The organism is Acinetobacter endophylla, from assembly GCF_053543775.1.
Window position 1 is genome coordinate 1 of sequence record NZ_JBLVOM010000008.1, and the last position, 24,386, is coordinate 24,386.

General features: G+C 42.7%; 27 protein-coding genes. 13 read left to right on the top strand and 14 right to left on the bottom strand.

Translation table 11 applies throughout. The features are described 5' to 3' along the window. Positions 1–306 (bottom strand): transposase-like zinc-binding domain-containing protein (locus tag ACNPNW_RS01305; RefSeq protein WP_448766420.1); only part of this gene is annotated, 306 nt, incomplete at its 3' end. Between the two features lie 308 nt (positions 307–614). Here ACNPNW_RS01305 and ACNPNW_RS01310 point away from each other — a divergent pair. Further along, positions 615–1,748, top strand: a complete 1,134-nt coding sequence (locus ACNPNW_RS01310; RefSeq protein ID WP_448766421.1) for a hypothetical protein — start codon at positions 615–617, stop codon at positions 1,746–1,748. A 53-nt stretch (positions 1,749–1,801) separates the two neighbouring features. Here ACNPNW_RS01310 and ACNPNW_RS01315 read toward each other — a convergent pair whose 3' ends face one another. Together ACNPNW_RS01315 and serA are read right to left on the bottom strand one after the other, a co-directional pair. Then, a complete protein-coding gene (locus tag ACNPNW_RS01315; RefSeq protein ID WP_448766422.1) occupies positions 1,802–2,668 on the bottom strand; it encodes an EamA family transporter in 867 nt (288 codons plus the stop codon). A gap of 124 nt (positions 2,669–2,792) precedes the next feature. Continuing rightward, a complete protein-coding gene (gene serA, locus ACNPNW_RS01320; protein ID WP_004281578.1) occupies positions 2,793–4,025 on the bottom strand; it encodes a phosphoglycerate dehydrogenase in 1,233 nt (410 codons plus the stop codon). A 354-nt stretch (positions 4,026–4,379) separates the two neighbouring features. Between serA and ACNPNW_RS01325 the strand changes: the two genes are divergently transcribed. From ACNPNW_RS01325 to craA, 4 genes are all read left to right on the top strand, one after another. Further along, positions 4,380–5,789, top strand: coding sequence for a D-2-hydroxyglutarate dehydrogenase (locus ACNPNW_RS01325; protein WP_448766423.1), 1,410 nt, complete (start codon positions 4,380–4,382; stop codon positions 5,787–5,789). 141 nt (positions 5,790–5,930) lie between these two features. Beyond that, the gene (locus ACNPNW_RS01330) at positions 5,931–6,308 is read left to right on the top strand and encodes a hypothetical protein (protein ID WP_448766430.1); all 378 of its coding nucleotides are present in this window, start codon (positions 5,931–5,933) and stop codon (positions 6,306–6,308) included. 78 nt (positions 6,309–6,386) lie between these two features. After that, positions 6,387–6,971, top strand: coding sequence for a hypothetical protein (locus ACNPNW_RS01335; protein WP_114541843.1), 585 nt, complete (start codon positions 6,387–6,389; stop codon positions 6,969–6,971). A 264-nt stretch (positions 6,972–7,235) separates the two neighbouring features. Beyond that, on the top strand, positions 7,236–8,465 hold the full coding sequence (craA, locus tag ACNPNW_RS01340) for a chloramphenicol efflux MFS transporter CraA (RefSeq protein WP_448766424.1): 1,230 nt from the start codon (positions 7,236–7,238) through the stop codon (positions 8,463–8,465). Between the two features lie 179 nt (positions 8,466–8,644). Here craA and ACNPNW_RS01345 read toward each other — a convergent pair whose 3' ends face one another. The 5 genes from ACNPNW_RS01345 to ACNPNW_RS01365 form a co-directional block, all read right to left on the bottom strand. Beyond that, on the bottom strand, positions 8,645–8,941 hold the full coding sequence (locus ACNPNW_RS01345) for a DUF3817 domain-containing protein (RefSeq protein ID WP_253175363.1): 297 nt from the start codon (positions 8,939–8,941) through the stop codon (positions 8,645–8,647). A 120-nt stretch (positions 8,942–9,061) separates the two neighbouring features. Then, the gene (yccS, locus tag ACNPNW_RS01350; protein WP_448766425.1) at positions 9,062–11,245 is read right to left on the bottom strand and encodes a YccS family putative transporter; all 2,184 of its coding nucleotides are present in this window, start codon (positions 11,243–11,245) and stop codon (positions 9,062–9,064) included. A gap of 129 nt (positions 11,246–11,374) precedes the next feature. Then, complete coding sequence (sodC, locus tag ACNPNW_RS01355; protein ID WP_004732359.1) at positions 11,375–11,917, bottom strand: superoxide dismutase family protein; 543 nt, start codon at positions 11,915–11,917, stop codon at positions 11,375–11,377. A 122-nt stretch (positions 11,918–12,039) separates the two neighbouring features. After that, entirely contained in the window at positions 12,040–13,170 is a 1,131-nt protein-coding gene (locus ACNPNW_RS01360; RefSeq protein ID WP_004281568.1) for an AI-2E family transporter, read from the bottom strand. A 128-nt stretch (positions 13,171–13,298) separates the two neighbouring features. Beyond that, entirely contained in the window at positions 13,299–13,943 is a 645-nt protein-coding gene (locus ACNPNW_RS01365; RefSeq protein WP_004281566.1) for a ParA family protein, read from the bottom strand. A 124-nt stretch (positions 13,944–14,067) separates the two neighbouring features. Here ACNPNW_RS01365 and ACNPNW_RS01370 point away from each other — a divergent pair, with 124 nt between their 5' ends. Both ACNPNW_RS01370 and ACNPNW_RS01375 read left to right on the top strand, forming a co-directional pair. Beyond that, on the top strand, positions 14,068–14,535 hold the full coding sequence (locus ACNPNW_RS01370; RefSeq protein WP_148335026.1) for a Holliday junction resolvase-like protein: 468 nt from the start codon (positions 14,068–14,070) through the stop codon (positions 14,533–14,535). A gap of 26 nt (positions 14,536–14,561) precedes the next feature. Then, positions 14,562–15,140 (top strand): hypothetical protein, encoded by a 579-nt coding sequence (locus tag ACNPNW_RS01375; RefSeq protein WP_448766426.1) that lies wholly within the window; start codon positions 14,562–14,564, stop codon positions 15,138–15,140. 18 nt (positions 15,141–15,158) lie between these two features. Here the strand turns inward: ACNPNW_RS01375 and ACNPNW_RS01380 are convergent, their stop codons facing one another. Beyond that, entirely contained in the window at positions 15,159–15,788 is a 630-nt protein-coding gene (locus ACNPNW_RS01380; protein WP_039902536.1) for a class I SAM-dependent methyltransferase, read from the bottom strand. A gap of 191 nt (positions 15,789–15,979) precedes the next feature. On the opposite strand from ACNPNW_RS01380, the gene ACNPNW_RS01385 reads away from it, so the two are divergent. Next, on the top strand, positions 15,980–16,543 hold the full coding sequence (locus ACNPNW_RS01385) for a hypothetical protein (protein WP_004281559.1): 564 nt from the start codon (positions 15,980–15,982) through the stop codon (positions 16,541–16,543). Between the two features lie 74 nt (positions 16,544–16,617). Here ACNPNW_RS01385 and ACNPNW_RS01390 read toward each other — a convergent pair whose 3' ends face one another. Beyond that, entirely contained in the window at positions 16,618–16,950 is a 333-nt protein-coding gene (locus ACNPNW_RS01390; protein ID WP_005101257.1) for a HopJ type III effector protein, read from the bottom strand. Between the two features lie 175 nt (positions 16,951–17,125). Between ACNPNW_RS01390 and crcB the strand changes: the two genes are divergently transcribed. Beyond that, complete coding sequence (gene crcB / locus ACNPNW_RS01395; protein ID WP_005101255.1) at positions 17,126–17,506, top strand: fluoride efflux transporter CrcB; 381 nt, start codon at positions 17,126–17,128, stop codon at positions 17,504–17,506. Between the two features lie 89 nt (positions 17,507–17,595). Here crcB and ACNPNW_RS01400 read toward each other — a convergent pair whose 3' ends face one another. Both ACNPNW_RS01400 and ACNPNW_RS01405 read right to left on the bottom strand, forming a co-directional pair. Next, positions 17,596–17,847 (bottom strand): type B 50S ribosomal protein L31, encoded by a 252-nt coding sequence (locus tag ACNPNW_RS01400; RefSeq protein WP_148335024.1) that lies wholly within the window; start codon positions 17,845–17,847, stop codon positions 17,596–17,598. A gap of 96 nt (positions 17,848–17,943) precedes the next feature. After that, positions 17,944–19,242 (bottom strand): ABC1 kinase family protein, encoded by a 1,299-nt coding sequence (locus ACNPNW_RS01405; protein WP_005263799.1) that lies wholly within the window; start codon positions 19,240–19,242, stop codon positions 17,944–17,946. Positions 19,243–19,529: 287 nt separating this feature from the next. On the opposite strand from ACNPNW_RS01405, the gene ACNPNW_RS01410 reads away from it, so the two are divergent. Further along, positions 19,530–19,742, top strand: coding sequence for a DUF1737 domain-containing protein (locus ACNPNW_RS01410; RefSeq protein WP_005108569.1), 213 nt, complete (start codon positions 19,530–19,532; stop codon positions 19,740–19,742). 202 nt (positions 19,743–19,944) lie between these two features. On the opposite strand, the gene ACNPNW_RS01415 is transcribed toward ACNPNW_RS01410, so the two are convergent. Both ACNPNW_RS01415 and ACNPNW_RS01420 read right to left on the bottom strand, forming a co-directional pair. Further along, complete coding sequence (locus ACNPNW_RS01415; RefSeq protein ID WP_448766427.1) at positions 19,945–21,303, bottom strand: MATE family efflux transporter; 1,359 nt, start codon at positions 21,301–21,303, stop codon at positions 19,945–19,947. 39 nt (positions 21,304–21,342) lie between these two features. Beyond that, positions 21,343–21,801, bottom strand: a complete 459-nt coding sequence (locus tag ACNPNW_RS01420) for a DMT family transporter (RefSeq protein ID WP_004732334.1) — start codon at positions 21,799–21,801, stop codon at positions 21,343–21,345. A 126-nt stretch (positions 21,802–21,927) separates the two neighbouring features. Here ACNPNW_RS01420 and hemW point away from each other — a divergent pair, with 126 nt between their 5' ends. The 3 genes from hemW to ACNPNW_RS01435 form a co-directional block, all read left to right on the top strand. Further along, a complete protein-coding gene (hemW, locus tag ACNPNW_RS01425; protein WP_448766428.1) occupies positions 21,928–23,082 on the top strand; it encodes a radical SAM family heme chaperone HemW in 1,155 nt (384 codons plus the stop codon). 172 nt (positions 23,083–23,254) lie between these two features. Beyond that, entirely contained in the window at positions 23,255–24,157 is a 903-nt protein-coding gene (locus tag ACNPNW_RS01430; protein WP_005263794.1) for an HNH endonuclease, read from the top strand. Next, on the top strand, positions 24,154–24,386 hold a 233-nt coding region (locus ACNPNW_RS01435), incomplete at its 3' end, for a transposase-like zinc-binding domain-containing protein (protein WP_448766429.1). The genes ACNPNW_RS01430 and ACNPNW_RS01435, both read left to right, overlap by 4 nt.

A 24,386-nucleotide genomic window follows, 5' to 3' on the forward strand; every position in this document is an offset into this window, starting at 1 on the left:
AGATTCATAATGACTTTGTTTAGGCTGAATTTGATAGGCCGATTCAGTTAAAGTCCGTAAGACTTTACCGATACTAATGCGCTCAACTTCAGCGATATCTCGTATACCGCTGCCTCTGACCATTAACTGTAATATTTTACGAGTAATGCCAGAATTACATCCTAGATAGCTCAGAGCATGGTCACCAATAAACTGACGTTTGCAGTCTTTGCATTGGTAGTTTTGTTTCCCATCTACTTTGATGCCATTTTTCTTTATACTGTCACTGAGGCAGGTTGGACATTTGATTTCTAGAGTTATTTGCATTTCTCTATTTTATCAAAATTCAACCTGCTTTTTTTTAGCATACTTTTTGATACACCACCAAATTTTGATTCAATCAAGTTAAGTTTTGGCCCGATCAAATACCTAAAGATTTTAAATTCAAAGTTAACCTTCTATGTAATTGCGGTTACAAATTAATCAATTTTTAAATTGATCTTGTTTTTATATTTATTAAAATATCTTAGACCTCGTGATTCGGGTTAGTTTTAAAATAACAATGAAAACATCTTAGATCCCGTGTTTCGGGACAGCATTAAAATAACAATATCAAATAATTAAGGTAGATAATAATGAAATTAAGAATACTCTCTTGCGCCATTTTTAGCTGCATGCTGGCAGCATGTGGTGGTGGTTCCGATAGTTCTGATAATAATGGACCAGTCACTAGTCAACCGGCACCCACCAATCCTGGAACCCCGGGTGATGGAGCATCAGACACCATTTCGGAATTCTATAACTATCAATTCAACTTACCGAATATTGATGGATCAGAGATGGAATCGCAAAAACTTCTATTAGCCAGTCATAAAAATAAAATTACTGACGGCATATTATATGCGGATGATAACAGCGCTGTTGATACTGAATATGCGATTGAAGAGGATATGGTTTTTCCAATTTATGTCACAGAGCAAGGCGTGTTCCCTACAGATCGTACACTTACGACATTAGGTTATAAGCTAGAAAAAATATTAGAAAATACGACGACTCAATTTAAGAGTCGTCCTGTGACGATACCAGAGAACAATATCAGCAATCATCGACACATAGCGTGGTATGACTTATCAGGGAAAGCATTAACTGAACGTACCAATATTGCTGTGGTGAAAATGTATGATGATCCTGCGACCAGAGTGTTCTTTAACAGTGATAATACGACAGCTGAGCGTAAATACTATAATGAGTTTGCAACCAGTTTTGTCGATTTGCAAAAGGCCCGCAAATTCCCAAATGGATCTAAATGTTTCCGTCTTCTGGCTGAACATCCTGAAGAAGAATATATTGAATTTGATCCGGAAGTAAAAACTGGCTTTAGCACACTTGCTGAATGGCAGGCACAAAGCTCTGTCCAGGAAATGGCAGAAGCTATTATAGATGGCACCATGGCTGGCTTAAAATATAAAAAGGCCGAATATAAAGATGCTGCTATGCAATATTACAAATATTTCGGTGCGATCGAATACCAAGGTGGAATTTATTCAGTTGATTTCTCGGAACATGGGGAACATATTGATCATGACGACTATATTGCTCAATCAAGACAGGCTGCCTTGGATGACTTGAATAAACAAGAAGGTGTAACTTCTTTAATGATCAAATGGACAGAATATATGTATGATCAGCTTGCCTCTGGATGTGATGGCTATAATGCGACAGCAGCGACTGTATTAAATACTGCGATTAAAGACGCAACACCACGTTAAAATTTGAAAATAAGTGATCTTAAATAAAGGCGCTCTAGCGCCTTTATTTTTATTCAAGATTTCTTTCTTTGGGTCGTCACCGTACAGCCTACCGAAGCACTGATAATCGTGGCCAATGCCAGCCACTGTGTCCACAACAAGGTTTCGCCTAGAAAGATCAGCCCCGAGAGTGCGGCAATAGCGGGTTCCAAACTCATCAAGGTGCCGAAACTCAGTGCGCTTAAATTACGCAGTGCAATCATTTCCAGAGTGAAAGGCAGGGCACTGGCCAACACAGCCAAAGCCACAAAATACAGCAAACTCATCGGTTCAAAAGTATATGCCGGCATGCCTGCAAAGAGCGCAATCGGCATCAAAACCAGCATGCCGACAAACATGCCTAGGCAGACAGTATGATTGCCAGAAATGCCTGAAGGTCTTTGGCCGGCAACGATATATAAGGCCCAGCAGGCACCAGCACCCAGGGCGAATGCAATCCCGATCGGGTCAAGTGGCTGGGCAGCCTGATCAAAAGGGAACAGTAGAATGAGACCTAGAATTGCCAGTCCGACCCAGATAAAGTCAAATTTCTGACGTGCATAAAACAGGGCAACACTTAAGGGGCCAATGAATTCAAAAGAGACGGCAATTCCCAGCGGCAGGCGATTAATAGATAGATAAAACAGCAGGTTCATACCAGCCAGAGCAAGGCCATAACTGATAATGGCCGGCCACTTGATCTGTCTGAAATGGATTTGCCAAATTTTAAAAATCAGCGCCAAAATCATAGCGCCTAACAGCAGACGCATTGCGGAAACAGTCAGGATGGGAAACTGACCGAACAGATATTTGGCAAAGGAACCACTGCTTTGCATACTGATCATGGCGATCAGCAAAATCAGCGGCGCTTGCACAATAGGTGCAATTTTAAAATTCAGCATGACTAAATAGGTTTCGATTTCTCGAATAGCGGAAGAGCAGCATCAGCTGAAAAAGGTTTAAAATAAAAACCTTAAAAAACAAAACACCACAGCCCGAGAGCTGTGGTGTTTTTGAAATCTTGAATTAGAACAATACGCGTGCGCGGATTGTACCTTCAACATTCGAAAGCATATCAAGTGCTTCATGAGATGCAGCAGCATCGACATCCATCACCAGGTAACCGACATCGCCTTTAGTCATCAGTGACTGACCAGAGATGTTGATGCCTTGTTCAGCAAACAGGTTGTTGATTTTAGACAACACGCCCGGAATATTTTGGTGGATGTGCAGTAAACGATGTTTGCCTTCAGTCAACGGCAATGCGATTTCTGGGAAGTTCACCGCAGAAAGCGTCATACCCTTGTCAGAGTAAGCTACAAATTTCTCAGCTACTTCCAGACCGATGTTCGCTTGCGCTTCCATGGTCGAACCACCCACGTGCGGAGTTAGGATCACGTTTGGCAGGTTACGCAGTGGAGAAACAAATTCTTCACCGTTCGCTTTAGGTTCTTTCGGGAATACGTCAACCGCAGCACCAGCAATGTGACCAGATTTGATCGCATCTGCCAGGTCTTCGATCACAACACAGGTACCACGTGCCGCATTCAGGAAGATTGAACCTTCTTTCATTTGCGCAAACTGTTCTTTGCCAAAGAAATTACGAGTAGATGGCAGATCCGGAACGTGTAGAGTAACCACATCTGCATTGGCAAGTAATTCGCCCATAGAGCCGACTTGACGTGCATTACCTAAAGGTAGTTTTGTGACTGCATCATAGTAGGTTACTTTCATGCCTAGGCTTTCAGCCAGTACAGAAAGTTGTGAACCGATTGAACCGTAACCTACGATACCTAAAGTTTTACCACGTGTTTCGAATGAACCGACAGCCGATTTGTTCCAGCCCCCTGCATGTGTATCTGTTGATTTTTCAGGTACACGGCGCAGAAGAAGAATAGTTTCTGCCAATACCAGTTCAGCCACTGAACGCGTATTTGAGTAAGGTGCGTTAAAGACTGGAATACCGCGACGCATTGCAGCGTCCAGGTTCACCTGGTTGGTACCGATACAGAAACAACCGACAGCAATCAGTTTGTTCGCAGCTTCAAAGACTTCTTCAGTCAATTGAGTACGGGAACGAATACCGACGAAGTGAGCATCTTTAATCGCTTCTTTCAACGCTTCACCCTCAAGCGCAGTTTTACGATAGTCGATGTTGGTATATCCAGCAGCATTTAGAGTGTCGATTGCATTCTGGTGAACGCCTTCTAACAACAAGAAACGGATTTTATCTTTAGGTAGAGATAGATGTTGGCTCATTACGGCTCCGCTACAAAGGCCAAATTTAGTCGCGGTATAATAGCACAGGAAAAGCGCACTTATACATTTCCTTAATGACGCTCACATCAGCTATTCTGGCAAGATATATTGATAATAATGATCATGGTGTTTGATTTAAATCTGCATTTTCAAAGGTATATTATCAAAATTGTCATTTTTCGCGGGAAACACCAAAAAATAGCTTATAATATTGCGCCATGCTTTTAAAGCAGCGTGATCCGGTGCTTTAATAATCATGTTTCGCCTGATTTGTATCCATGTTTTTATGCGTAAAAATTGTGCAAATGAACCAGCGAAGTCTCTCTTGTTTAAATCATGCTAGGTCTGCAAACGATGAATGCTCCAGTCGCTTTAACCCCTGAGTTATTGACCCAATTGACTGCAATTGTGGGTGAAAACCGTATTAAAACCGATACGGACAGCCTCCAGAATTGGGGTCGCGATCATACGAAGCACTTTGATCCAAACCCGTCAGTCGTCGTTTTTCCGTCGTCAACTGAGCAAGTTCAAGACATCGTAAAATTGGCAAACCAATTTAACGTTGCAGTGACTCCATCGGGTGGTCGTACCGGTCTTTCTGCAGGTGCAGTCGCAGCCAATGGCGAGATCGTGGTCAGCATGGACAAGATGAACCAGATTCTGGAATTCTTCCCGGCAGACCGCATGGTGCGTGTACAGGCAGGTGTGGTGACTGAACAGTTGCAGAACTATGCTGAAGAGCAGGGCATGTATTATCCAGTCGACTTTGCTTCAGCAGGTTCATCGCAAATTGGCGGTAATATCGGCACCAATGCTGGCGGCATTAAAGTGATTAAATACGGCATGACCCGTAACTGGGTGCTTGGCCTGACGGTTGTCACAGGTAAGGGCGATGTATTGCGTCTGAATAAAGGCATGATCAAGAATGCAACCGGTTATGCGCTACAACATTTATTCATCGGTGGTGAAGGGACGCTGGGTCTGGTGACTGAAGCGGAAATCAAGCTTGAACGTCAACCGCAAGACCTGCAAGTGATGGTACTGGGTGTGCCTGACTTTGATGCAATTATGCCGTTATTGCATGCCTTCCAGGCGAAAATTGATTTAACCGCATTTGAGTTCTTTGGTGAACTGGCGATGCAGAAAGTCTTGGCCCATGGTCACGTGCAACGTCCATTTGAAACTGAATGCCCATTCTATGTATTGCTTGAGTTTGAAGCGCCATTTGAGCCGATTATGGACAAGGCGATGGAAATCTTTGAGCATTGCATGGAACAAGGCTGGGTATTGGACGGCGTGATGAGCCAAAGTCTGGATCAGGTAGAAAGCTTATGGCGTTTACGCGAAGATATTTCAGAATCTATTGCGCCGTTCATTCCATACAAAAATGACATTTCCGTTCTGATCACGCACGTTCCTGCATTTATTAAAGAAATTGATGCAATTGTGTCGGCGAATTACCCAGACTTTGAAATCTGCTGGTTTGGTCATATCGGTGACGGTAACTTGCACCTGAATATCTTAAAACCTGCTGATTTGTCTAAAGATGAATTCTTTGCCAAATGTCAGGTGGTGAACAAGTATGTCTTTGATACCGTGAAAAAATATGACGGTTCAATTTCTGCGGAACATGGTGTAGGCATGACCAAAAAGCCATATCTTGAATATTCACGTTCTGCGGAAGAAATTGAATATATGAAAGCCCTGAAAAAAGTGTTTGATCCAAATGGCATCATGAACCCGGGTAAACTTTTCGATCTTTAATCGGTCGGAATTGAAAAAAGCGCATCGAAAGGTGCGCTTTTTTATTGCTGTGTAAATACAGTTACAGAGTCTAAATGGTTTTGTACGAAGAAGCTCGGCATGATGGGTTGGAATAAGAATGACGATAAAGGGTTAAATAATATGTTCAGGTTATTGACAGTCGCAACTCTCGCTTTTGGTATATTGGGTTCAGGCTGTGCAACTGCTCAACAGGTCATTGCAAAGGTACAGTCATCTTCGGATACGCCTTTGGAACAGGTTTTACAATTAAGACCGGATTTGCGTAAGGAACTGGCAACGGTTGAATTACGGCAGTTCTTTGACAAGGTAGAGTCGCCCACGATTGGACAGGTCAAAGTCACTGAAACTGGGTTAATGGATGATTCGGTACGCTCAGTACAGACCATTTATTATTTTAAACGGGAAGATAGTAGCTGGATGCTGCAAAATACCGAGAAGTTTTATCGTTGTGCACGTGGGGCAAATACCAAGACTTTCCAGAAAGCGGTCTGTCCATAATAGTGTTTGGTATTTAGGCAGATTTTGGGTAAAAGCGTATCTAGAGGGTGCGCTTTTTGCTTTGGGAAGGGGGAGTTAATGGACTCAAATATATTAGCCGCTACAATTGGCGTAATTGGAGGATTTTTAGCTTCACTCTTATTATTCTATCTAAATAGGTTTTATACCAACTACGATAAAAGAAAATCAGAAAAAATCCTACGAGAAAAATTATTGTATCGTGAGAAAGATAGTGAACTAGAGGCAGATCAAAATTTTATTTTTTCTTTACCTAATTTGAAAAGAGAAGTGTATTTAAACTGTCATATCAATTGGGATAGCGGAATCACTCTTAATATGATGAAAGGTAATGAAGACTTAATCTGGTTTTTAAGATTCTGTTGGCTAAGCTTAGTAAGATTTTTTCCTCAAGATCATTTTTCAACAGAAGGACATGTTAATTATATTGATCAATTTATCATGGATAGGGCTAACTATCATTCCTCTAGATTAGACTGTAGTGACCAATTAAAAAGTGGGAGTATTTCAAAAATAACGCTAGGATATTCAATAGCAAAAGATATTGATCAACTAATTATAGACTTGGTAGAACAAATTCTTCATTTTGAAAATGTTAGAAAAGAAAAATGGTTTCAAGAGTGGAATTCAGTAGAGTCTATTTGATTTTTATAAATTATTAGAATATAGATGAATAATGTATCCTCCCTTGATTTGTAATGATTATAAGTACTTTTCATTTCACGGCTTTTCAATAATTTTTATGAATTAGATAATTTGGTTTCAAGTCGCTAAAAGCAAAAATAATATTTTGATTAGGTCATTAAAAAAGAGAACGGACTTAAAAACAGGACTCTGCTAAAATTTCTTCTTTCTATTTTAGACAAAGTTCAGTCTGTTAAAACGGGCAGACTGACAATAAAAACTCCCATGCAAAAAATCCAAACCCAAAAACTGACCCGTGCCACACTCATGTTCCCGCTGGCACTGGTCCTATTTGAATTCTCAGTCTATATCTGTAATGACCTGATTCAGCCGGCCATGCTGGCGATTACCCGTGATTTTGGCGTGAGTAGTTCATGGGCACCATCCTCCATGTCCTTTTTCCTGTTGGGCGGGGCATTTGTTGCAGCAATTTTGGGGCCTTTGTCCGATCGTCTTGGACGTAAAACGGTACTACTCGGCGGTGTGGCATTTTTTACTATCAGCTGTCTGGCTATTTTATTGACACCCAATATCGAAAGTTTCTTATTCCTGCGCTTTTTACAGGGTTTTGGCCTGTCCTTTATTACCGCGGTTGGTTATGCCGCCATTCAGGAAAGCTTTGAAGAACGTGATGCCATCAAAGTCATGGCACTGATGGCCAATGTGTCTTTGCTGGCACCCTTGCTAGGACCAGTGCTGGGTGCCTTTATGATTGATCATATCTCCTGGCATTGGGGTTTTATCGGTATCGCATTTCTTTCATTTCTGAGCTGGTTTGGCCTGAAAGCCAAAATGCCAAATCTGAAAGTCAGTATTCCCAGACAGCCGGTCAGCTATATTCTGGATGACTTTAAACAGGTTCTAAAAAATAAACGCTTTGTGATCATGACTGTAGCCTTGCCTTTGGTGAGTTTGCCCTTGATGTTATGGATTGCCTTGTCCCCGGTGATTCTGGTCGAGCAATTTGGATTCAGTAGTGTGCAATATGGTCTGGCGCAGTTTCCGGTCTTGGGCGGCCTAATTGCAGGTAATCTGATTTTGCTGAAAATAATCGATAAAATGCCGCTGGGTAAAACCGTATTATTGGGTCTGCCATTGATGCTGTTAGGTGCAGGTTTATTGATGTTGGGCTTATTGATTCCAGAGTATTTTGTCCATTGCCTGATTATCGGTACCACCTGTATCAGTCTCGGTGAGGGTGTAAGTTTTTCGGTACTGTACCGTTTTGCACTGATGTCTTCTGAAGTGTCCAAAGGCACGGTGGCCGCGACGGTTTCTATTATCCTGATGCTCAGCTTTTTTGTAGTGATTGAAGCAGTACGAATGGCATATGAAGCCTATGATATTTGGGCCTATTGTGTTGCCTCTTTGATTCTGATTGCACTGTGGTTTACTTTGCCACGCATGCAACTCAAACAGTTAATGCTGGAAAGACAGGAGCGTGGGGAGTTTTGATTCCTTATTAAGGGAAATTATAAATTATTGAAATCATATGTTCAGTATTGAATTTCCCTCTCCTTTTAGGAGAGGGCTAGGGTGAGGTTAAGTATTTAATAAGTTCCCTCTCTCTAACTCTCTCCCAAAGGGAGAGAGAATTTTCTTTTGACTGATCTAATTATATTAGGATTCTACAATTAAGCTTCAGCGGGCTGTTCCAGCTTCTTCAGTTTCATATCAAACAGGAATGGACCGAAAGGTAGAATCGAAGCGATTAAACCCATCACAAACATGCTGAGAGACCATTTCTGTTTTTCACATACCGCAAATAACACCACCAGAAATAGCACAAACAGTACGCCATGACCCATGCCGACATATTTCACTAAAATCGGATTATCCAGCATGTATTTCACTGGCATCGCGATAAATAACAGCAGCAGGAATGAAATCCCTTCAAGTAAACCGACCAGACGCAAAGTTTTGATGTTCATAATACATATTGATTTAACCGAATTAGTTTTGAGTGTACCGAATATCACCTGAATATTGAATCTTAAAAATAAAGATATATTCAACATTTTTAATAAGTTATAACTAAGTAAAGCAGTTGGTTATTTAATCTCGGCACCTAGTAATTCATGACGTAATTTTAGTAATTCCGGTAAGGTTTCCAGTAATAAACTGATCTGTTTCAGCACCAAAAGCAGATGTGCTGACAGGTTTTTCTGGGTACTTAAGCGTTGAATTCCTGCCAGTTTATGATCAATGTCGTAGGTATCTAAAGGCTGTTGTTGCAGTAATACCCCAGTTAAGGTGTGCTGGCACCAGCGCATTAAATCCAGAATTTGTGCATCAGTAACCTGCTCACGGTGACTCCCCAATGCTGCAATATAACTGAGCTGGCTATGGCTATAGACCAGATAGCGAAAGGCACTTTTAACCAGTTGCGGATCTGGATTCGGTTCGGTACTCAGGCTTGAAATCATGCTGGATAAATCAATCTGTGCATTGTGGGCCAGACGTCGTGCAGTCCGGTAAGTAATGCTGTTATCTTTACCGTTTTGATATTGTTCGACCGCTGCAGCAAAATAGTCCAGCGTAGCAAGCGATGACTTTTTAATATTGCTGGAAATATTACGAAAATTCCAGTCAGGCCAGATCCAGCTGACTGCCATCCATGCAATCAGACAGCCTATGAGGGTATCAATGATACGAGGTAAAATGATCGCGTAACCGGCACCTTTCAGGTTAAAAATCAGGAGCACCATCAATGTCGCCATGAGAGTGGCCATGGCATATTTTTTGGAACGTAAATAGAAAAAACCAACACCAAAAATTACTGTCAGGAGTAATTGACCTTCGACACTTGGTACAAAATACAGAATGGGAACACCCAGCATGACCCCCAATAATGTTCCGAGCGTCCGCAATTTGAGCCGGCTTTGGGTGGCAAAATAACTGATCTGACAGACAAACAGGCTGGTCAGTAAAATCCAATAGCCATTTTTCGCAAAGGGTAATAATGAAATGGCATAGCCGACTAGAAACACAATGGCAATCCGCACCGCATGCCGAAAGAGTGCCGATTTTGGACTTAAGTGCGGTTTGAGTTTCAGCCAGAGATCTGTGCTATCGCGAATATCATCATCAAACAGACTCAGGTCATCAAAATGCTGCTGATAGCGTGGTTTATACAGCGCCTGTTGATCATGCAGGTGTTGTAACTGCTCATGCACACTCAGCAGATTGGCCAGAATCAGCTGTAAATTTTTAACTTCAATATTCTGTGGATGCTGGGCAATCCAATCCTGCATCGATTCCTGTAAATGTTTCAATGCTTGTTCATCATCTGTAGACAGATAAAATTTTTCATTGCGCAGCACACAGTCTGCCAGATGCTGACAGGCAAGGGCTTGCAGACGGATATTTTTTTGAATCCGGAAAATCAGGTCAGTGCGGCTAAAATGCTGTTCGATCTGTTCATAATGCAGATAATTGGCTGTGGCCTGTTCATGAATATCCTGCATCAGAAAATACAGATTCAGCCAGTAAATGGTATTGCGATTGGCACGAGAAGCTTTGAGTCGGGTCAATAGCGAATCTTTGCTGCGGTTAAAACTCTGAATGACTAAAGTATTTTTTATTGACAACTCATAGAGCAGGTTTTCGACATTCGGGTGCTGATCCGGATCAAACAGTTTGGCTTTACTCAGCAGTAAATCCGACATGTGCTGCAAGCTTTGTGCAAGATTTTCCTGAACCCGCAAGGTAGGACGCAGCAGAAAAAATAGAATAGACGTCAGGCCGTACCATAGCGCCCCAATGACAAAATAAAGCGGCTGTTCATACCAGTGCTGATATTCGCCCAAGCCGAACATGGTATAGATTGATAGTAAAATGGTGCCAAATGAAATTGTGGCATAACGTTGGCCTAATGCACCCATTAGAATAAACAGTGCACTCGACAGTGACAGCCACAGTGCAAACCAGAATTTATGCGGAGCAAGAAATTCCAGAATGCTGCTGACACTAAAAAACAGAATGATGACCAGTAACAGGTTGCGCAAACGCAGGCTTAGCCGATCATCAAAATCAGTCAGTGCCGTGGCAATAGCCCCTAACGTTACTGGAACGATCAAGAACTCATAACCCAGAAATTTCAGACCGAAAGTGGTACCTAAAAACACCAGCAGGATCTGCAGGCAATAAGTCATCAGCGCACTGGACTGAAAGGGCAGCAGGACAGGTTTTATAATTTTAACAAAAGTAGCAGTCGCAGGTCGGGCAGCATTCACAAGGACAGGATCCGGAAAGTAAAAACGCAAAGTTCTGAATGCAATTTAGACGCCAAAATAAAAGAAAAATCCATGAAAAAAACGAGCATAGTGCCCGTTTTTTCTATTTAGTCATTGGCATGAAGGTGTTTAGATCACACCACAGGCAATACGTTCACCGCCGCCGCCCAAGGGTAATGGGTTGTCGGAATAGTTATCGCCACCGGCATGAACCATAATCGCACGACCCTGAACATCAGCCAATTTCAGACGTGGCGCAAGCAGGGTCACACGTGCAGTTCCGTCAGTATTGACTTTCAATGCGGGTAAATCACCTAAGTGACCGGTCACTGGCGTACCGTGATGCGGTGCCTGATTTGGATTGTAATGGCTACCTGCAGCCAGTGCTGCGCCCATCTTGCCGTCTTTCATGGCAGGCGCGCATGAACCATTTTCATGAATATGGAAACCGCGTTCACCCGCAGGAAGTTGTTTCAGGTTGGTACGAATAACCAGACCGGCTGGGCTGTCACTGAGTAATACGGTACCAATCTCTTGGCCCACACCTTGAGCAGTTACAGCATTCACAGTCACTGCTCTGACCACTTCATTTGATGGAGAGGTTGATGCACAACCGGTAAAAAGTGCGGCGCTTAACGCGCAAAGTGTCGTAATTTTAAACAATGAAGACATGATTTTGGCATCCTGATCTTTATTCTGTTTTGTGGATTCATTTAAACAGAGCAAGATCAGAAGCTCTATATAGAATCAGTACTTAAATGTTTTGTTTTGTTTAAGTCGATTCTATCTATGCTTTAAGGTGCGTTGGGCGGTGTGTCTTGTGTTTCCGGATCAATCTCATGTGCCATGGTGGCTTTAGGCATCATTAAAGGTTCATTCAGATTACTTTCATGTAACCATTCACGCCAGATTGCAAGCAGCACAGCCAGAATCACCGGGCCAATAAACACCCCGACCAGACCAAAGCTGGCAATACCACCCAAGACTCCAAACATGATCAGCAGGAAAGGAATCTGGGTTGCGCCAGAAATCACCAGTGGACGAATGACGTTATCGGCAGTACTGACAATACAGACACCCCACACCATGACCCCAATGGCTTCAATGGTTTGTCCTTGTGAAAACAGCCATAGCGCCACCGCACTATAGGCGAGAGGTGGGCCAAAGGGAATCAGGGCAAAAATAAAGGTCACAATGGTTAAAACCATCGGATTCGGCACACCTGCGACAAAATAGCTCAAGCCTGCCAATAAGGACTGTGCAATCGCAGTCAAACCAACCCCATAGACCACGGCACGTGTAGTTGCAGAGATGGTAGAAAAATAATGATGTACACGTGGACCAACCACCATTTCAAAGGCTTTACGCACTTGATTTAAAATGGTCTGACCATCACGGTAAAAGAAAAACAGCGAAAGCACCGCAAAACATAATTTAAAGATGTTTTTGCTGACTTCGTTCAACACCACTTTGCCGTAATTCAGATGACCTTGAATCCAGGTCGATACTGACAGTGCAATACTCTGCGGATCAGTATTGATTTCATTTAAGGTTCGGGTAATTTCCTTGCCGACAATCGGAAGCCCGCGAATAAAATCAGGGACATTCAGGTGACCGGAAAAAACCTGTCGCTGCAATTCAAAATACAGGTTACGACCTTCGTGCTGCAGCATGAAAATGGCGAAAATAAACGGCAGACCAAAGACCAGTATCACGGCCAAGATCATTACGGTTGCGCTTAGTGTCGGTCGATTGCCGCACAGGCGTAACACCGACTGATACAAGGGCCAAGTCATATAGGCAATAATGGCAGCCCAAACTACAGGAATGATGAAATACTTGAGTATATGAAAACTCAAAAAAATCAGGATAAAGAACAATCCAAATAATAAGACTTTTTGTAATGTAGGCGCGTACTGTTGCACTGAATTTAATGACTCATTTTTTAGGTCGTGTTCAGGCATATTAACTGAAAAAAAAGCGATCGAAAATGATAGCTAGCCAAGTAGCGAGATTATTTTCCCAAAGCTATACCACGATTCAGATGATTGACTCAAAACCACTGACTCGGATCATCAATAATGGCATTCAGTACCGGTTGCCATTGAGCCTGCAGTTCCCGGTAGATTTTCTGAGGCTTATCAAAGACGGACAGGCCTTCCATAGCCAGTCGGCTATAAGGAGCACGTTCCGAAATCCAGGCCACTGGCTGCTGGTCGATCTTGTCAAAAAACTGCTGTATGTCCTGATTGCTGGCTGCATTTGCTTTGGTGCGATTGGCCAAAAGTAAAATTTCAACCTTGCCCTTACGGATGCGTTTGATGTCCTGCAAATGTTTGAGAAAACGGCGGGTCGAATCGATATCAAAAAAAGAAGGCTGGATCGGGATGATAATCGCATGTGCTTCACTGATCAGCTGTTCGGCATGATCATCGGTCAAAGCACCTGGTGCATCAATAATCAGGTATTCGATCTGCTTCGGTGCATCACCAATGGACTTGCTATTGCGCCAGTCCAGACTTTGGATCTGTGCTGCCTGTGCCGGACGATGCTTGAGCCATTGCAAAGTTGATTTCTGGTTGTCGGCATCGGCCAATGCCACCTTATAACCCTTTTGTGCGAGTGCTGACGCCAAACTAATAGCTGTCATGGTCTTACCACAACCGCCTTTCTGATTCGCAACTAAAATTGTTTTCATGACTCAAGGTGATTTTATTCTGTTCCGGCCTAGCATATCATTCTTTTCAAGTATGCAAATGGCCGAAGTCCTCAACTTCAGTCGAATGCGATGCTATAAAAATCAGGCAAATTAGGAAGATTGAATGTCCATATGGATGGCCATGCTGATTGGCACATGTATCGGGGTGGTATTGACCACTATTATTTTAAGTCAGACGCGTAATGGACGGATCAAGGCCGAATATGAGCAATATATTGCCGAGCTGGAACTAGAGCATCAGCAGTCCCTCATTGCCGCGCAAAAACGCAGCGTGAATACCAGCCGTGCCGTTCTCAAAGGAAAAATGGCGGAACAGCTCGCGCCGATCATGCCGGAATTTCAATATCTGCCGAGTGATGCTAAGTTTCTGGGTGATCCGGTGGATTATGTGGTCTTTGATGGCTATACCGATTTTCGTGATGGCGAAGGCGACGCTGAAGATATTGAAGTGGTTTTGATTGACATTAAAAGTGGCGGAGCACGTCTGACCAAAGGCCAGCAAGCCATTGCCCGAGCGGTTCAGGAAGGGCGGGTACGTTTTGAAACCATTCGGATTGATTTTCAGGATTGACCAAAATCCAGTGAAGAATAAAAATTATGAAAAAATTACTGATCACTGCGCTGCTGTTTATGCTTGGACTTTGGGTCTGGAATGAGTTTTTTCGTGCCATTCCGCATTTGCAAGAAAAAGGCGTACTTAAAAACTTTCAGGTAGAACCGGTCAAGCGCATTTCAGCGACCTATATTGTGCATGATCACCGTTTCGTAAAACCTGATCGTCGGGTGCTGCATCAGGCCAGCCCAGTGGTTGGGCATTTTAATGATCTGGCCTATCTCAGCAATATTGATGTGATATTGCTGACTCAACCGCTGCCGGCCATGCAGGCAACATTGGAGTTTGATGAAGCAAAACGCTGCTATCAGCTCGAAGGACAAACCAGTAAAGCGGAGCGTGACTTCGTCAATACGCATGTGCAGCATTTTAGTCTGATTGCTGCCACTGAAAAAATTGCCGATCAGATTCGCCGGTTAAAATCGGAGCAGAAAATCACGCTCACTGGTGATCTGGTAACAGTTCATTCAGGCACAACTGGACAAGAATTCCGGGTTGGAACAGGCTCTGAATATCGTGCTCATTGTCAGTTGCTGCAAGTAACCCACGTCCAGCAGCACTAAATACAAGAGAGTAGTGAATTAGCCTTGTGGTTTACGAAACCGTGCTAACAACATGCGTTGGCCAATCTTCGGAATACCTTCTGCATCTACATAACTTAAGCTTTCTATTTCAAAACCGGTTTCCAGCAAGGCGGTTTCAATATCCCGATTCAGATGACAGCCATCAGCGACTTTCTTTTGAATGGGGTTGAACAAATGTTGCAGACGCTGAATATTCAAATTTTGTTGATTCAGAACATGTTCGACCACATGTAAAGTCCCACCCGGTTGTAGCACACGGTAAATTTCCTGCAGGCTCTGTTCCAGCTCTGCAATACTACAAAGCGTCCAGGTAGACACAATATTTTCCACACTATTTTCGGCAAAAGGCAAAGCTTCTGCGCTGGCCTGAATATGCTCGACCTGAAAAGCGGCCTGTTGAATCCGCGCTTCTGCCAGTTTGAAGATCGCCGGGTTTGGTTCCAGCGCATAGACCTTATCAACCGATTGATAAAAAGGAAGATTCAGGCCGGTACCAAAACCAATTTCCAGTACTTCACCGGAAATATCCAAAAGCAGTTCACGACGCAAGTCCATCAAGGATGGTGTTTGCATCACCTGATTCAGCAGATGCGGAAAGATATGTTGTTGATAAAGTTTATATAGCATTTGAGTTATTTTAATTTGATGGAAATACGTTCTAGCTTAACTGAAAAATAAAATGACGGGCATATCTCGAGCTGACTAAATACCTGCAGTTTGTTACCAAGTTCAACTGTTTATTCATTAAAAAATCCGTAAGATCAAGGAAGATATCCTTAAAACGTTTGATCAACTTGATTAGGATTAGATTAAAAATTATGTTCAAATACGTTAAACATTATGCTTTGCTGGCCAGCCTGTTGCTGCCTATTTCGGGCTATAGCTCGGTCGACCACAATATAGCCAAAGGTTTGCCTCCCGTCGTTAAAGGCCAGTCAATTTCGGTCTTGCAGCCTTTTAAAGGTGATTTTCGTATTCTGGGTTCCAAGGTTTATAGTTCTGACCCGCAAGCCAAATTCTCTCCGATTGATTATGCTGTCAGTTGGGGGCTGTTTGCCGAACCTGAAATTGCTCGACATATCACGGTCAATCAATATGACCGCTATTTGAACTGGAAAATGGATCGGGTGCCAGTGCCGGTAGAACAAGCCAAGCAGATGGTGTCCAATATGCATATCATTCCCGCTAACCCTGAAATTGCTAAGGCAATTAAAAAGGTAAAGCGTGGCGATCTGGTGCGTATGCAAGGGGAACTGGTTGAAGTGCGTGACAAAGATCTGGTCTGGAAATCGTCTTTAACTCCGACCGATACGGGTGATGGTGCTTGTGAGGTCTTCCGCGTCAGTTCCATTAAATGGATCGAAAAAGTCGGTAAAAGCTAAAACATACTTCATGCACGCTTCTGAGTTGCAGATAAAAAACCGCTCCTTTGAGCGGTTTTTTATCTGCCTAGTACTTACTTCGCAGTTAAAGCCTGACCTTCAAAGGCAATTCCATCCCAGCCATTGAGCATAAACTGGCGGATATTCTGATGATCAGTCGCCTCTGGCGTTGCCAATACAGAAGCATAATGCTCAGCAAACAGGCTTAAGGTCTGTGCCTGATCCAGACCATTTAATTGTGCAAAAGAAAAGACTTTGGCGCTGCCCTGGTTTTCTGTGGCCGCATTATTCTGCTGGCCATTTTTAAATGCAGTCGGTGTATGCGTATAACGCGATTCGATATAAGTAATCACATCTGCAAATTTTGCTTCGCCTGCTGCCAACTGGGCCAATAAATCCTGTGCCATGCTGTTTTTCCTGTGCCATTCATGAAAATTGGATGCAATAAATATAGCAATTTTCTTGCGAAGTTCCATGGTATTTCATTGATTTTCGGTTCAAGATAACAGTGAAAATTATCCATGATGAATATGAAACTTTGGATAAAATAAACTTGATCAATAAATAGAACAGGAAAAAAATATGGGCTGGCTTTGGGTGGCAATGGGTGGGGCAATCGGTGCCAGTTTGCGTTATGCAGCCGGACTTTGGCTGTTCAAACCACAAATGCAATTTCCTTGGCCCACCTGGTGGATCAATATTCTGGGCTGTTTATGTGCCGGGATTTTTTTTGCCTGTAGCCAAAAGTATCCAGTACTCCAACAAGAAGCTCGTCTGTTTTTAATGGTGGGAATTCTCGGTGGTTTTACCACATTTTCCAGTTTCGGTCTGGAAAGCTTTTTGTTATTCAAGCAAGGTGCTATGGGCCTAGCGCTGTTATATGCATTATCCAGCTTAATTGTCGGCATTATTGTTCTGGCGCTGGGCTTTTATTTAACTTCAATCGTATTGGCACAGAGTTAAAATAAGCGCATAAAAAAGTCAGGAAATTGGAGGTCATTTCCTGACATAAACCACGATTTAAATCTTAAGGTAACTGAGGGTTTTCGGTTTTAGCCCCGTTTAAAGCGGCCAAAACGTTTGTTAAAGCTTGCCACACGTCCTTCATTGCTGGTCTGACGTTGCTCACCCGTATAGAAAGGATGTGATGCACTCGAAATATCTAGTGTTAAATAAGGATATGTTTTACCTTGATATTCTTTAGTTTGGCTCGAGTTCATTGTGCTGCCAATCACGAAATAGGCATCGGCATTGGTATCATGGAATAACACTTCACGATACTCGGGATGGATATCTGAACGCATATCTAACTTCCTCAGGATTCTTGATTAAATGTTATAATGTAACATTTAATATTTCAAGTAATCTAGGGTTACAGCGTGTAAGCCAATCGTCTCAACTTAGCTTCGACTCGGTACCAGTTCTTCAAATACATCACTTAAATCATCATGTACTTTGAGATGAATCAGGTTCCAGTATTGTCCTGAAATTGTCCGGTTCACCATCAAGGTATCAGGAGAGGGCTTAAATACATCCCAGTATTTTAAGGAAGGTTTCAGCAGTTCCATCCCATCATGATGCGCTGAGTTTTCGGCAAAATCATAGTGAGTGACCAGAGGACGCATGAGCACTTCCAGCCATTGTTCATATAATTCTTTCGGGAATTTTCCAGTTTCAGTCAAGGAATGCAGCGCATCCAGCTGTTGCTCAATCACGGGAATATTCTTCTCGCGTGCAGCATGGATCAGTTCCCTAAAATGTCCAATCACTTCAGTCGATAAGGTTTTAACGCCACCATAATCATAAACAATCACAGAACCATCTTCACGAAATGCAAAGTTGCCCGGATGTGGATCACAGTGAAAGCGTTTAAGATAAAAAATTTCCTGGCCAATGGCGCGGAATAGGCGGCGACCTAAAGCATTTCTGGTTTCGAGTGGCCAGGTGCTGGCAGTTTCGATACTTTCACCAAGCTCCTGGCTCAAAGTCAGAATATGACGTGAAGAGTACTCATGAAACACTTTCGGAATTATAATTTTACTATCCAGAGATTCATGGAAGGCACGGGCGATTTCCAGATTCTGGGCTTCAATTTCATAGTTCAACTCATTGTCCAGACTGTGCTGAATTTCTTTAAATAATTGATCTTGAAGTTTACGATCAATCTTTAATACGCCCATCATGCGCAGTGCCAGACGAACTTGCTTCAGGTCGCTTTCGCAGGCTTCATCCACACCAGGATATTGCACCTTGACTACAACTTGCTGGCCATTCGGTAGAGTGGCTTTATGCACCTGACCAATCGAGGCCGCGGCAAATGGCTGTTCATCAAACTGCTGGAACAGCTGCTGTAAAGGTTTACCCAATTCTTTTTCTACCTGTGCCTGAATTTCTTTAAACGGCATGGGTGGCGCCTGACGCTGTAATTTAGCAATGGCTTTAGCGACTTCGGGCGGGAAAACGTCTTTATATTGAGAGGCGATCTGGCCAACTTTCATGACTGCGCCTTTCATTTCCCCCAAGGTATCCGCAATCTGCACACCAATATCCTGAAATAATTTACTGCGCGCAGTGTTTTTCTGCTCGTCATCGGCAGTTAAATTTTTAATGGAATTGGAGAGGGTTTTACCTGCAATACTTGCGGTCATTCCGGCAAGTTTCATAAAGCGACGACCGGGTGTGCTAGCCGTTTTTGCCATGCGAGATTCCTTGAAACCAACTATGAATGGATGTATTTGATCATAGGTGACAAAGGTTCAATTGCCTAGATTTAATTGTAGAGGTTGTGTTGTGATTTCCTTCAGCTTCTCCATGTTTAATGCATCATCTTTGATTTGTTAAAAGATTTATCTTTATTGCTTGCGTTTAAACTATAAGAATATGCCGGAATCCATCATCGTTTTAGATAAGACCGAGTACTAATTCTGAATGTTGTTTTATAGCTAAAAGCTTAAAATAAACAGATTGCTGTAATGAAGAAAATTCAATGAAAGTCTATCGATATTTTACTGGGAAGGATGATGTGCATTTTTGTGCGCGGGTGACCCGTGCCTTAAATGAGGGTTATGAGCTATATGGTTCACCCACCATGGCTTTTAATGGTACGGATGTAATTGTGGGGCAGGTGGTGACCAAAGATGTGGCGGATGAATCGGAGATTCCACAAGGATTGAAGGAGGCTTTGGGAGCTAATTCTTAACTTCTACATCGAAATTAGAATGCTCAAGGCTATGCTCTCATCTTTTATTTTTATGCTGTCGCATCGGCAATTTTTACTTTTGTCATGGCAAAAGTAACAGAACAGTTTCGTTGATCTGATGCTACTTCCCTGTATCACAGCTCAACGGTGACATCCATGTCACCTACCCAATATTTAAGATTGCTTGAAAGTCGCTAAGTTTTTACACCTTTAAGCTTAAACGTCTGTTATTGCTATAGAGTCGTGCCAGCAATAAAACACAGGCAACACTTAAACCCACGATCAGGCCAACCCAAACACCGGCAGCGCCCATCTCGGTAAAGCGGGATAAATATACTCCAACCGGGAAGGCGATGATCCAGTAAGCCAGCATGGTAATCCACATCGGCCCCTTGGTATCCTGCATGCCGCGCAGACAACCTGCCGCACTGATCTGCCAGGCATCCATCAGCTGATAGGCAATGGCAAACAGAATCAGATACACCGCAATTTGGGTCACGATCATATCTGAGGTGTAGAGCGCCACGATTTCATTGCGGAAAACCCAAAGCAGAATCATGGTCAGGATCGCCAGAATAGTGGCAGTAATCAGGCCGAGATATTGCACTTTACGCATGGCTTGCCAGTTCTGTTCACCATAGTAAGTGCCGACCCGAATGGTCAGGGCAATTGCCAGTGACATGGGAATCATGAACAGTTGTGAAGTGACAGAAATAGCAATCTGATGGGCAGCGACAATGGTCTCTCCCAAGGGACTCAGCACAATTGCTGCTGTACTGAAAATACTGACCTCAAAGAAGATCGCCAATCCAATCGGAAAACCCAGTTGCAGAATACGCTTCACCCATTCCGGGTTGATTTTTTCCCAATGAGTAAAAGGCTGGGTACGTTGATAGGCCTTATTCTTAAAGATATACAATGCCAGAGTCATGAGCATTAACCACTGCAAAATCGCTGTGGCAAACCCACAGCCTGCACTGCCCAGGGCCGGAACAGGGCCAATACCATACATAAAGATATAGTTCAGCGGAACCAGCAAAACCAGCGCCAATAAACTAATCACGGTGACCGGGCGAGGATTTCCAATCGCTTCTGAGTAGCCGCGTAAGGCTGCATACATGGTTACCGCAGGCATACCAAAACCAATCGCATGCAGGAATAAACCGGCTTTGGGCTGCAAGCTTTCCGGTACACCCAAGAGAGGTAAAAGGGCTGGCAAAACTTGTAGAATCAAGCCGGCAATTACCCCAAGAATCAGGGCAACCCAAAGTGATTGACGTGCAATGGTGGCAATTTTTTTAGGTGTACGTGCGCCATTAGCTTCGGCAACCAAAGGCGTCGTGGCAATCATAATGCCACTAAACAGCAGCATCACCGGAATCCAGAGTCCTACTCCGACGGCAATCGCGGCAAGATCGGTAGCAGACAGGTGACCGGCCATAATGGTATCAATCAGGCCCAGACCAGCCTGAGAAAATTGAGTCACCAGAATAGGCAGCATCAGATGAAAAAGTTTTTTTAATTCAAAACCAAAGGTTGTGACTGGTGAAACATTCGACACAAAAATTACTCATCGTGATCATGTGCTTAAATAGAAGGTTTAGCGTTGTAAAGTGAGAAGCACACCAATAAAAATTACCACGCCGCCTAAAAGACGTTGCCAGTTAACCGGCATTTTTTCATTACCCAACAATCCCAGATGATCGACCAGCATCGACATCACCATCTGACCAAAAATAATGAGACCGCTAAGAACCAGAAAGCCAAGTTTGGGCGCTGCATAAATGCTCATACTAATCGCGTATACACCCACGATTCCCCCTAGCCATAAATACCAGGGAACACTTATCAATTCCTGTAAACCGGGTTTGGGATTAGACTGAAAAAGTACGATTACGGCCAGCACTATTGTACCAATCAAAAAGGAAAAAAATGCAGCTTGAATAGGAGAATATAAATATTCTTTTAGTTGTGTGTTAATTGCAGTCTGGAGTGTCAATAAAACACCGATTGCAAAAACCAAAGGAAGTAAAATAATAAATTGAGAAGATATTTTCATAATTTTAACTGACTAATTCTATTTAAATTTTTAGACATATCACACGATCAAATTTAATTTTAGCAGTGTTGCCGCCGAGTCATGTTAAAATTCCGCTATATCTTGTAATCGTTTTTGAGTAGTTCTTTGGCTGAATTGAATCCTGCTGCTGTCCCTTTGTCCTTATATATTCATATGCCTTGGTGTGTGCGCAAATGTCCTTATTGTGACTTCAATTCACATGCGGTTCCGGATGGTCAGCTATCACTGGAATTGGAACAGGAATATTTACGAGCACTGGTGGAAGACTTTAAAACTCAGGTCGATTTTGCCCAAGGCCGGCAGATTCACAGTGTCTTTATTGGTGGGGGGACGCCGTCACTGATTTCTGCCCTAGGCTATCAATGGTTATTTGATCAGCTCAAAGCCGTTATTCCCTTTGCCGAAGGCTGTGAGATTACGCTGGAAGCCAATCCCGGCACAGTCGAACATGATCCGTTTGCCGGTTATTTACAGGCCGGAATTAACCGTCTGTCGATTGGGGTGCAGAGTTTTAATACCGAGCATCTCAAGCGTTTGGGACGGATTCACAGCAATGAAGATGCGATTTCTGCCATTGGGTTAGCACGTGAAGCCGGCTTTCAGCGCATTAATGTCGACTTGATGCATGGTTTGCCTGAACAGACCTTGGATCAGGCTTTGCATGATTTAAAATTGGCCGTGGAACAGGGTGCTACACATATTTCCTGGTATCAGCTAACGATTGAGCCAAATACGGTATTTTTCCGGACTCAACCGATTTTGCCTGTCGATGAAGTATTGGAAGATATTCAGGAGCAGGGTGAGCTCTACTTAAAAGCGCAGGGTTTTATCAACTATGAAGTTTCGGCTTGGCGTAAAGAACTGCCTTCAGCACATAATCTGAATTACTGGCAGTTTGGTGATTATCTGGCAATTGGCGCCGGAGCACATGGCAAAGTCACTCAGACAGATGGCGTGTATCGGTTCCAGAAAACCCGTTTACCTAAGGACTACTTAGCCAAAGTACCTGCCGAGCATGTGCAGTTTAAGCGGATTGAAGATGCCGACATGCCATTTGAATTTATGATGAATGCGTTACGTTTAAATCACGGCGTGGAAGCCAAGCTCTATGCAGAACGTACTGGCCTGAGTCTGGATCGCTTGAATGAGTTGCTGAGTTCTTTGCGTGACAGAAAGTTAATGGTCGATGATCAAGATCGTCTTTCATGTACCGAGCAGGGGCATATCTTTTTAAATTCGGTACTGGAAGAATTTCTTTAATTATTTAATTTCCCCATTGTTCTAAAAGAAACCCTAATAGGATTCTATTGGGTTTTTTTATTGTCTTAAATAAAATGCCTAAATTCTGATTGACGCTTTCTTAGAGAGAAGTTTTCTGAGAATATTCAAAGATTAAATTAAATGAATATTATAATTTCTAGAGGGTGGGCAGGTGGATATATTATGGGATTTTCAACAGCTGGATTTAACTAATACCCGATTCTTTATTTTTGATAGTAAAAGTGATCATCTGGTTTATGAAGATCGGGACTTTAAAGAATATCATTGGGATCAGTCTAAATATAATCGAGTCAGGGAAGGGGATTTCTTTTTATATCGACGACCGCAAAAAGCCTCTGAAATTAAAAATCAATTCTATCTTTATGGTGCAGGCCGTATAGCCAAGATTATTGCACCTACTGCCATTCCTCAAAATCATCAAAAACGCCGAACCAAACCGGTCTTTGCGAAAGTGATCGATGGTATACGTTTTATAGATCCTATTCTGCAGTCCGATTTGGAAGATTTTCAATGGACTTTTAAACCACGCGGAAATACTTGGGAATATTTTTTTCAACAATATGGCATGAATGAGATCACGGCAGATGATTTTTGGCGATTACTTAAATTAGCAGGAATAGGCGAAAAACAGGATGCTTTGTTAGATACGCATTTACGTCAAGAAATCCTCGATTATAGTGTTGAAGATCAATATGCCAATGTAAAAGTTCGCGGTTCGCCACACCAGGAATTTGCTTTACAAGTTAAACTTAATTATCAATATCAATGTGCGATCTCTGGTATTAAGACCAAAGCCTTTTTAGTGGCTTCTCATATCGTACCTTGGTCTGAAAATCAGGTACATAGAAGAAATCCGCGTAATGGAATTTGTTTATCTTCTTTATTGGATCAAGCTTTCGATCAGGGATTTATCACGCTAGATAAAGGGCTTAAAGTGTGTCTTGCGAATCAAGCCAAGCAAGATGCGAGTTTATACGCCTATTTAAAACTTTGGTGGTGTTTCAAAAAGTATGCTGAAAAAAACAATATGGCTTTTGATAAAATAGAGGTATGAAAATAACGCTACAAATCAAATGTCCTACCTGTCTAAGTAACAATATAAAGAGAAATGGCATCAAAGTAGATGGGAAACAAAACCATCAATGCAAAGATTGCAAACGTCAGTTTATTGGTGATCATGCATTAAGCTATCAAGGATGTAACTCAGGTATTACCGGCAAGATATTACATTTAATGGTCAGAGGAAGCGGTGTAAGAGATATTGCTGAAGTCGAGCGTATCAG

Excerpts from the sequence above, each read along its gene's own strand:
- crcB (WP_005101255.1), top strand. The coding sequence starts at position 17,126 with ATGGGCTGGCTTTGGGTGGCAATGGGTGGGGCAATCGGTGCCAGTTTG.
- serA (WP_004281578.1), bottom strand. The coding sequence starts at position 4,025 with ATGAGCCAACATCTATCTCTACCTAAAGATAAAATCCGTTTCTTGTTG.
- ACNPNW_RS01325 (WP_448766423.1), top strand. The coding sequence starts at position 4,380 with ATGAATGCTCCAGTCGCTTTAACCCCTGAGTTATTGACCCAATTGACT.
- ACNPNW_RS01315 (WP_448766422.1), bottom strand. The coding sequence starts at position 2,668 with ATGCTGAATTTTAAAATTGCACCTATTGTGCAAGCGCCGCTGATTTTG.
- craA (WP_448766424.1), top strand. The coding sequence starts at position 7,236 with ATGCAAAAAATCCAAACCCAAAAACTGACCCGTGCCACACTCATGTTC.
- ACNPNW_RS01380 (WP_039902536.1), bottom strand. The coding sequence starts at position 15,788 with ATGCTATATAAACTTTATCAACAACATATCTTTCCGCATCTGCTGAAT.
- ACNPNW_RS01405 (WP_005263799.1), bottom strand. The coding sequence starts at position 19,242 with ATGGCAAAAACGGCTAGCACACCCGGTCGTCGCTTTATGAAACTTGCC.
- ACNPNW_RS01385 (WP_004281559.1), top strand. The coding sequence starts at position 15,980 with ATGTTCAAATACGTTAAACATTATGCTTTGCTGGCCAGCCTGTTGCTG.
- ACNPNW_RS01400 (WP_148335024.1), bottom strand. The coding sequence starts at position 17,847 with ATGCGTTCAGATATCCATCCCGAGTATCGTGAAGTGTTATTCCATGAT.
- ACNPNW_RS01345 (WP_253175363.1), bottom strand. The coding sequence starts at position 8,941 with ATGAACATCAAAACTTTGCGTCTGGTCGGTTTACTTGAAGGGATTTCA.
- ACNPNW_RS01410 (WP_005108569.1), top strand. The coding sequence starts at position 19,530 with ATGAAAGTCTATCGATATTTTACTGGGAAGGATGATGTGCATTTTTGT.
- sodC (WP_004732359.1), bottom strand. The coding sequence starts at position 11,917 with ATGTCTTCATTGTTTAAAATTACGACACTTTGCGCGTTAAGCGCCGCA.
- ACNPNW_RS01420 (WP_004732334.1), bottom strand. The coding sequence starts at position 21,801 with ATGAAAATATCTTCTCAATTTATTATTTTACTTCCTTTGGTTTTTGCA.
- ACNPNW_RS01330 (WP_448766430.1), top strand. The coding sequence starts at position 5,931 with ATGTTCAGGTTATTGACAGTCGCAACTCTCGCTTTTGGTATATTGGGT.
- ACNPNW_RS01365 (WP_004281566.1), bottom strand. The coding sequence starts at position 13,943 with ATGAAAACAATTTTAGTTGCGAATCAGAAAGGCGGTTGTGGTAAGACC.
- ACNPNW_RS01390 (WP_005101257.1), bottom strand. The coding sequence starts at position 16,950 with ATGGCACAGGATTTATTGGCCCAGTTGGCAGCAGGCGAAGCAAAATTT.
- ACNPNW_RS01335 (WP_114541843.1), top strand. The coding sequence starts at position 6,387 with ATGGACTCAAATATATTAGCCGCTACAATTGGCGTAATTGGAGGATTT.
- ACNPNW_RS01375 (WP_448766426.1), top strand. The coding sequence starts at position 14,562 with ATGAAAAAATTACTGATCACTGCGCTGCTGTTTATGCTTGGACTTTGG.
- ACNPNW_RS01310 (WP_448766421.1), top strand. The coding sequence starts at position 615 with ATGAAATTAAGAATACTCTCTTGCGCCATTTTTAGCTGCATGCTGGCA.
- ACNPNW_RS01370 (WP_148335026.1), top strand. The coding sequence starts at position 14,068 with ATGTCCATATGGATGGCCATGCTGATTGGCACATGTATCGGGGTGGTA.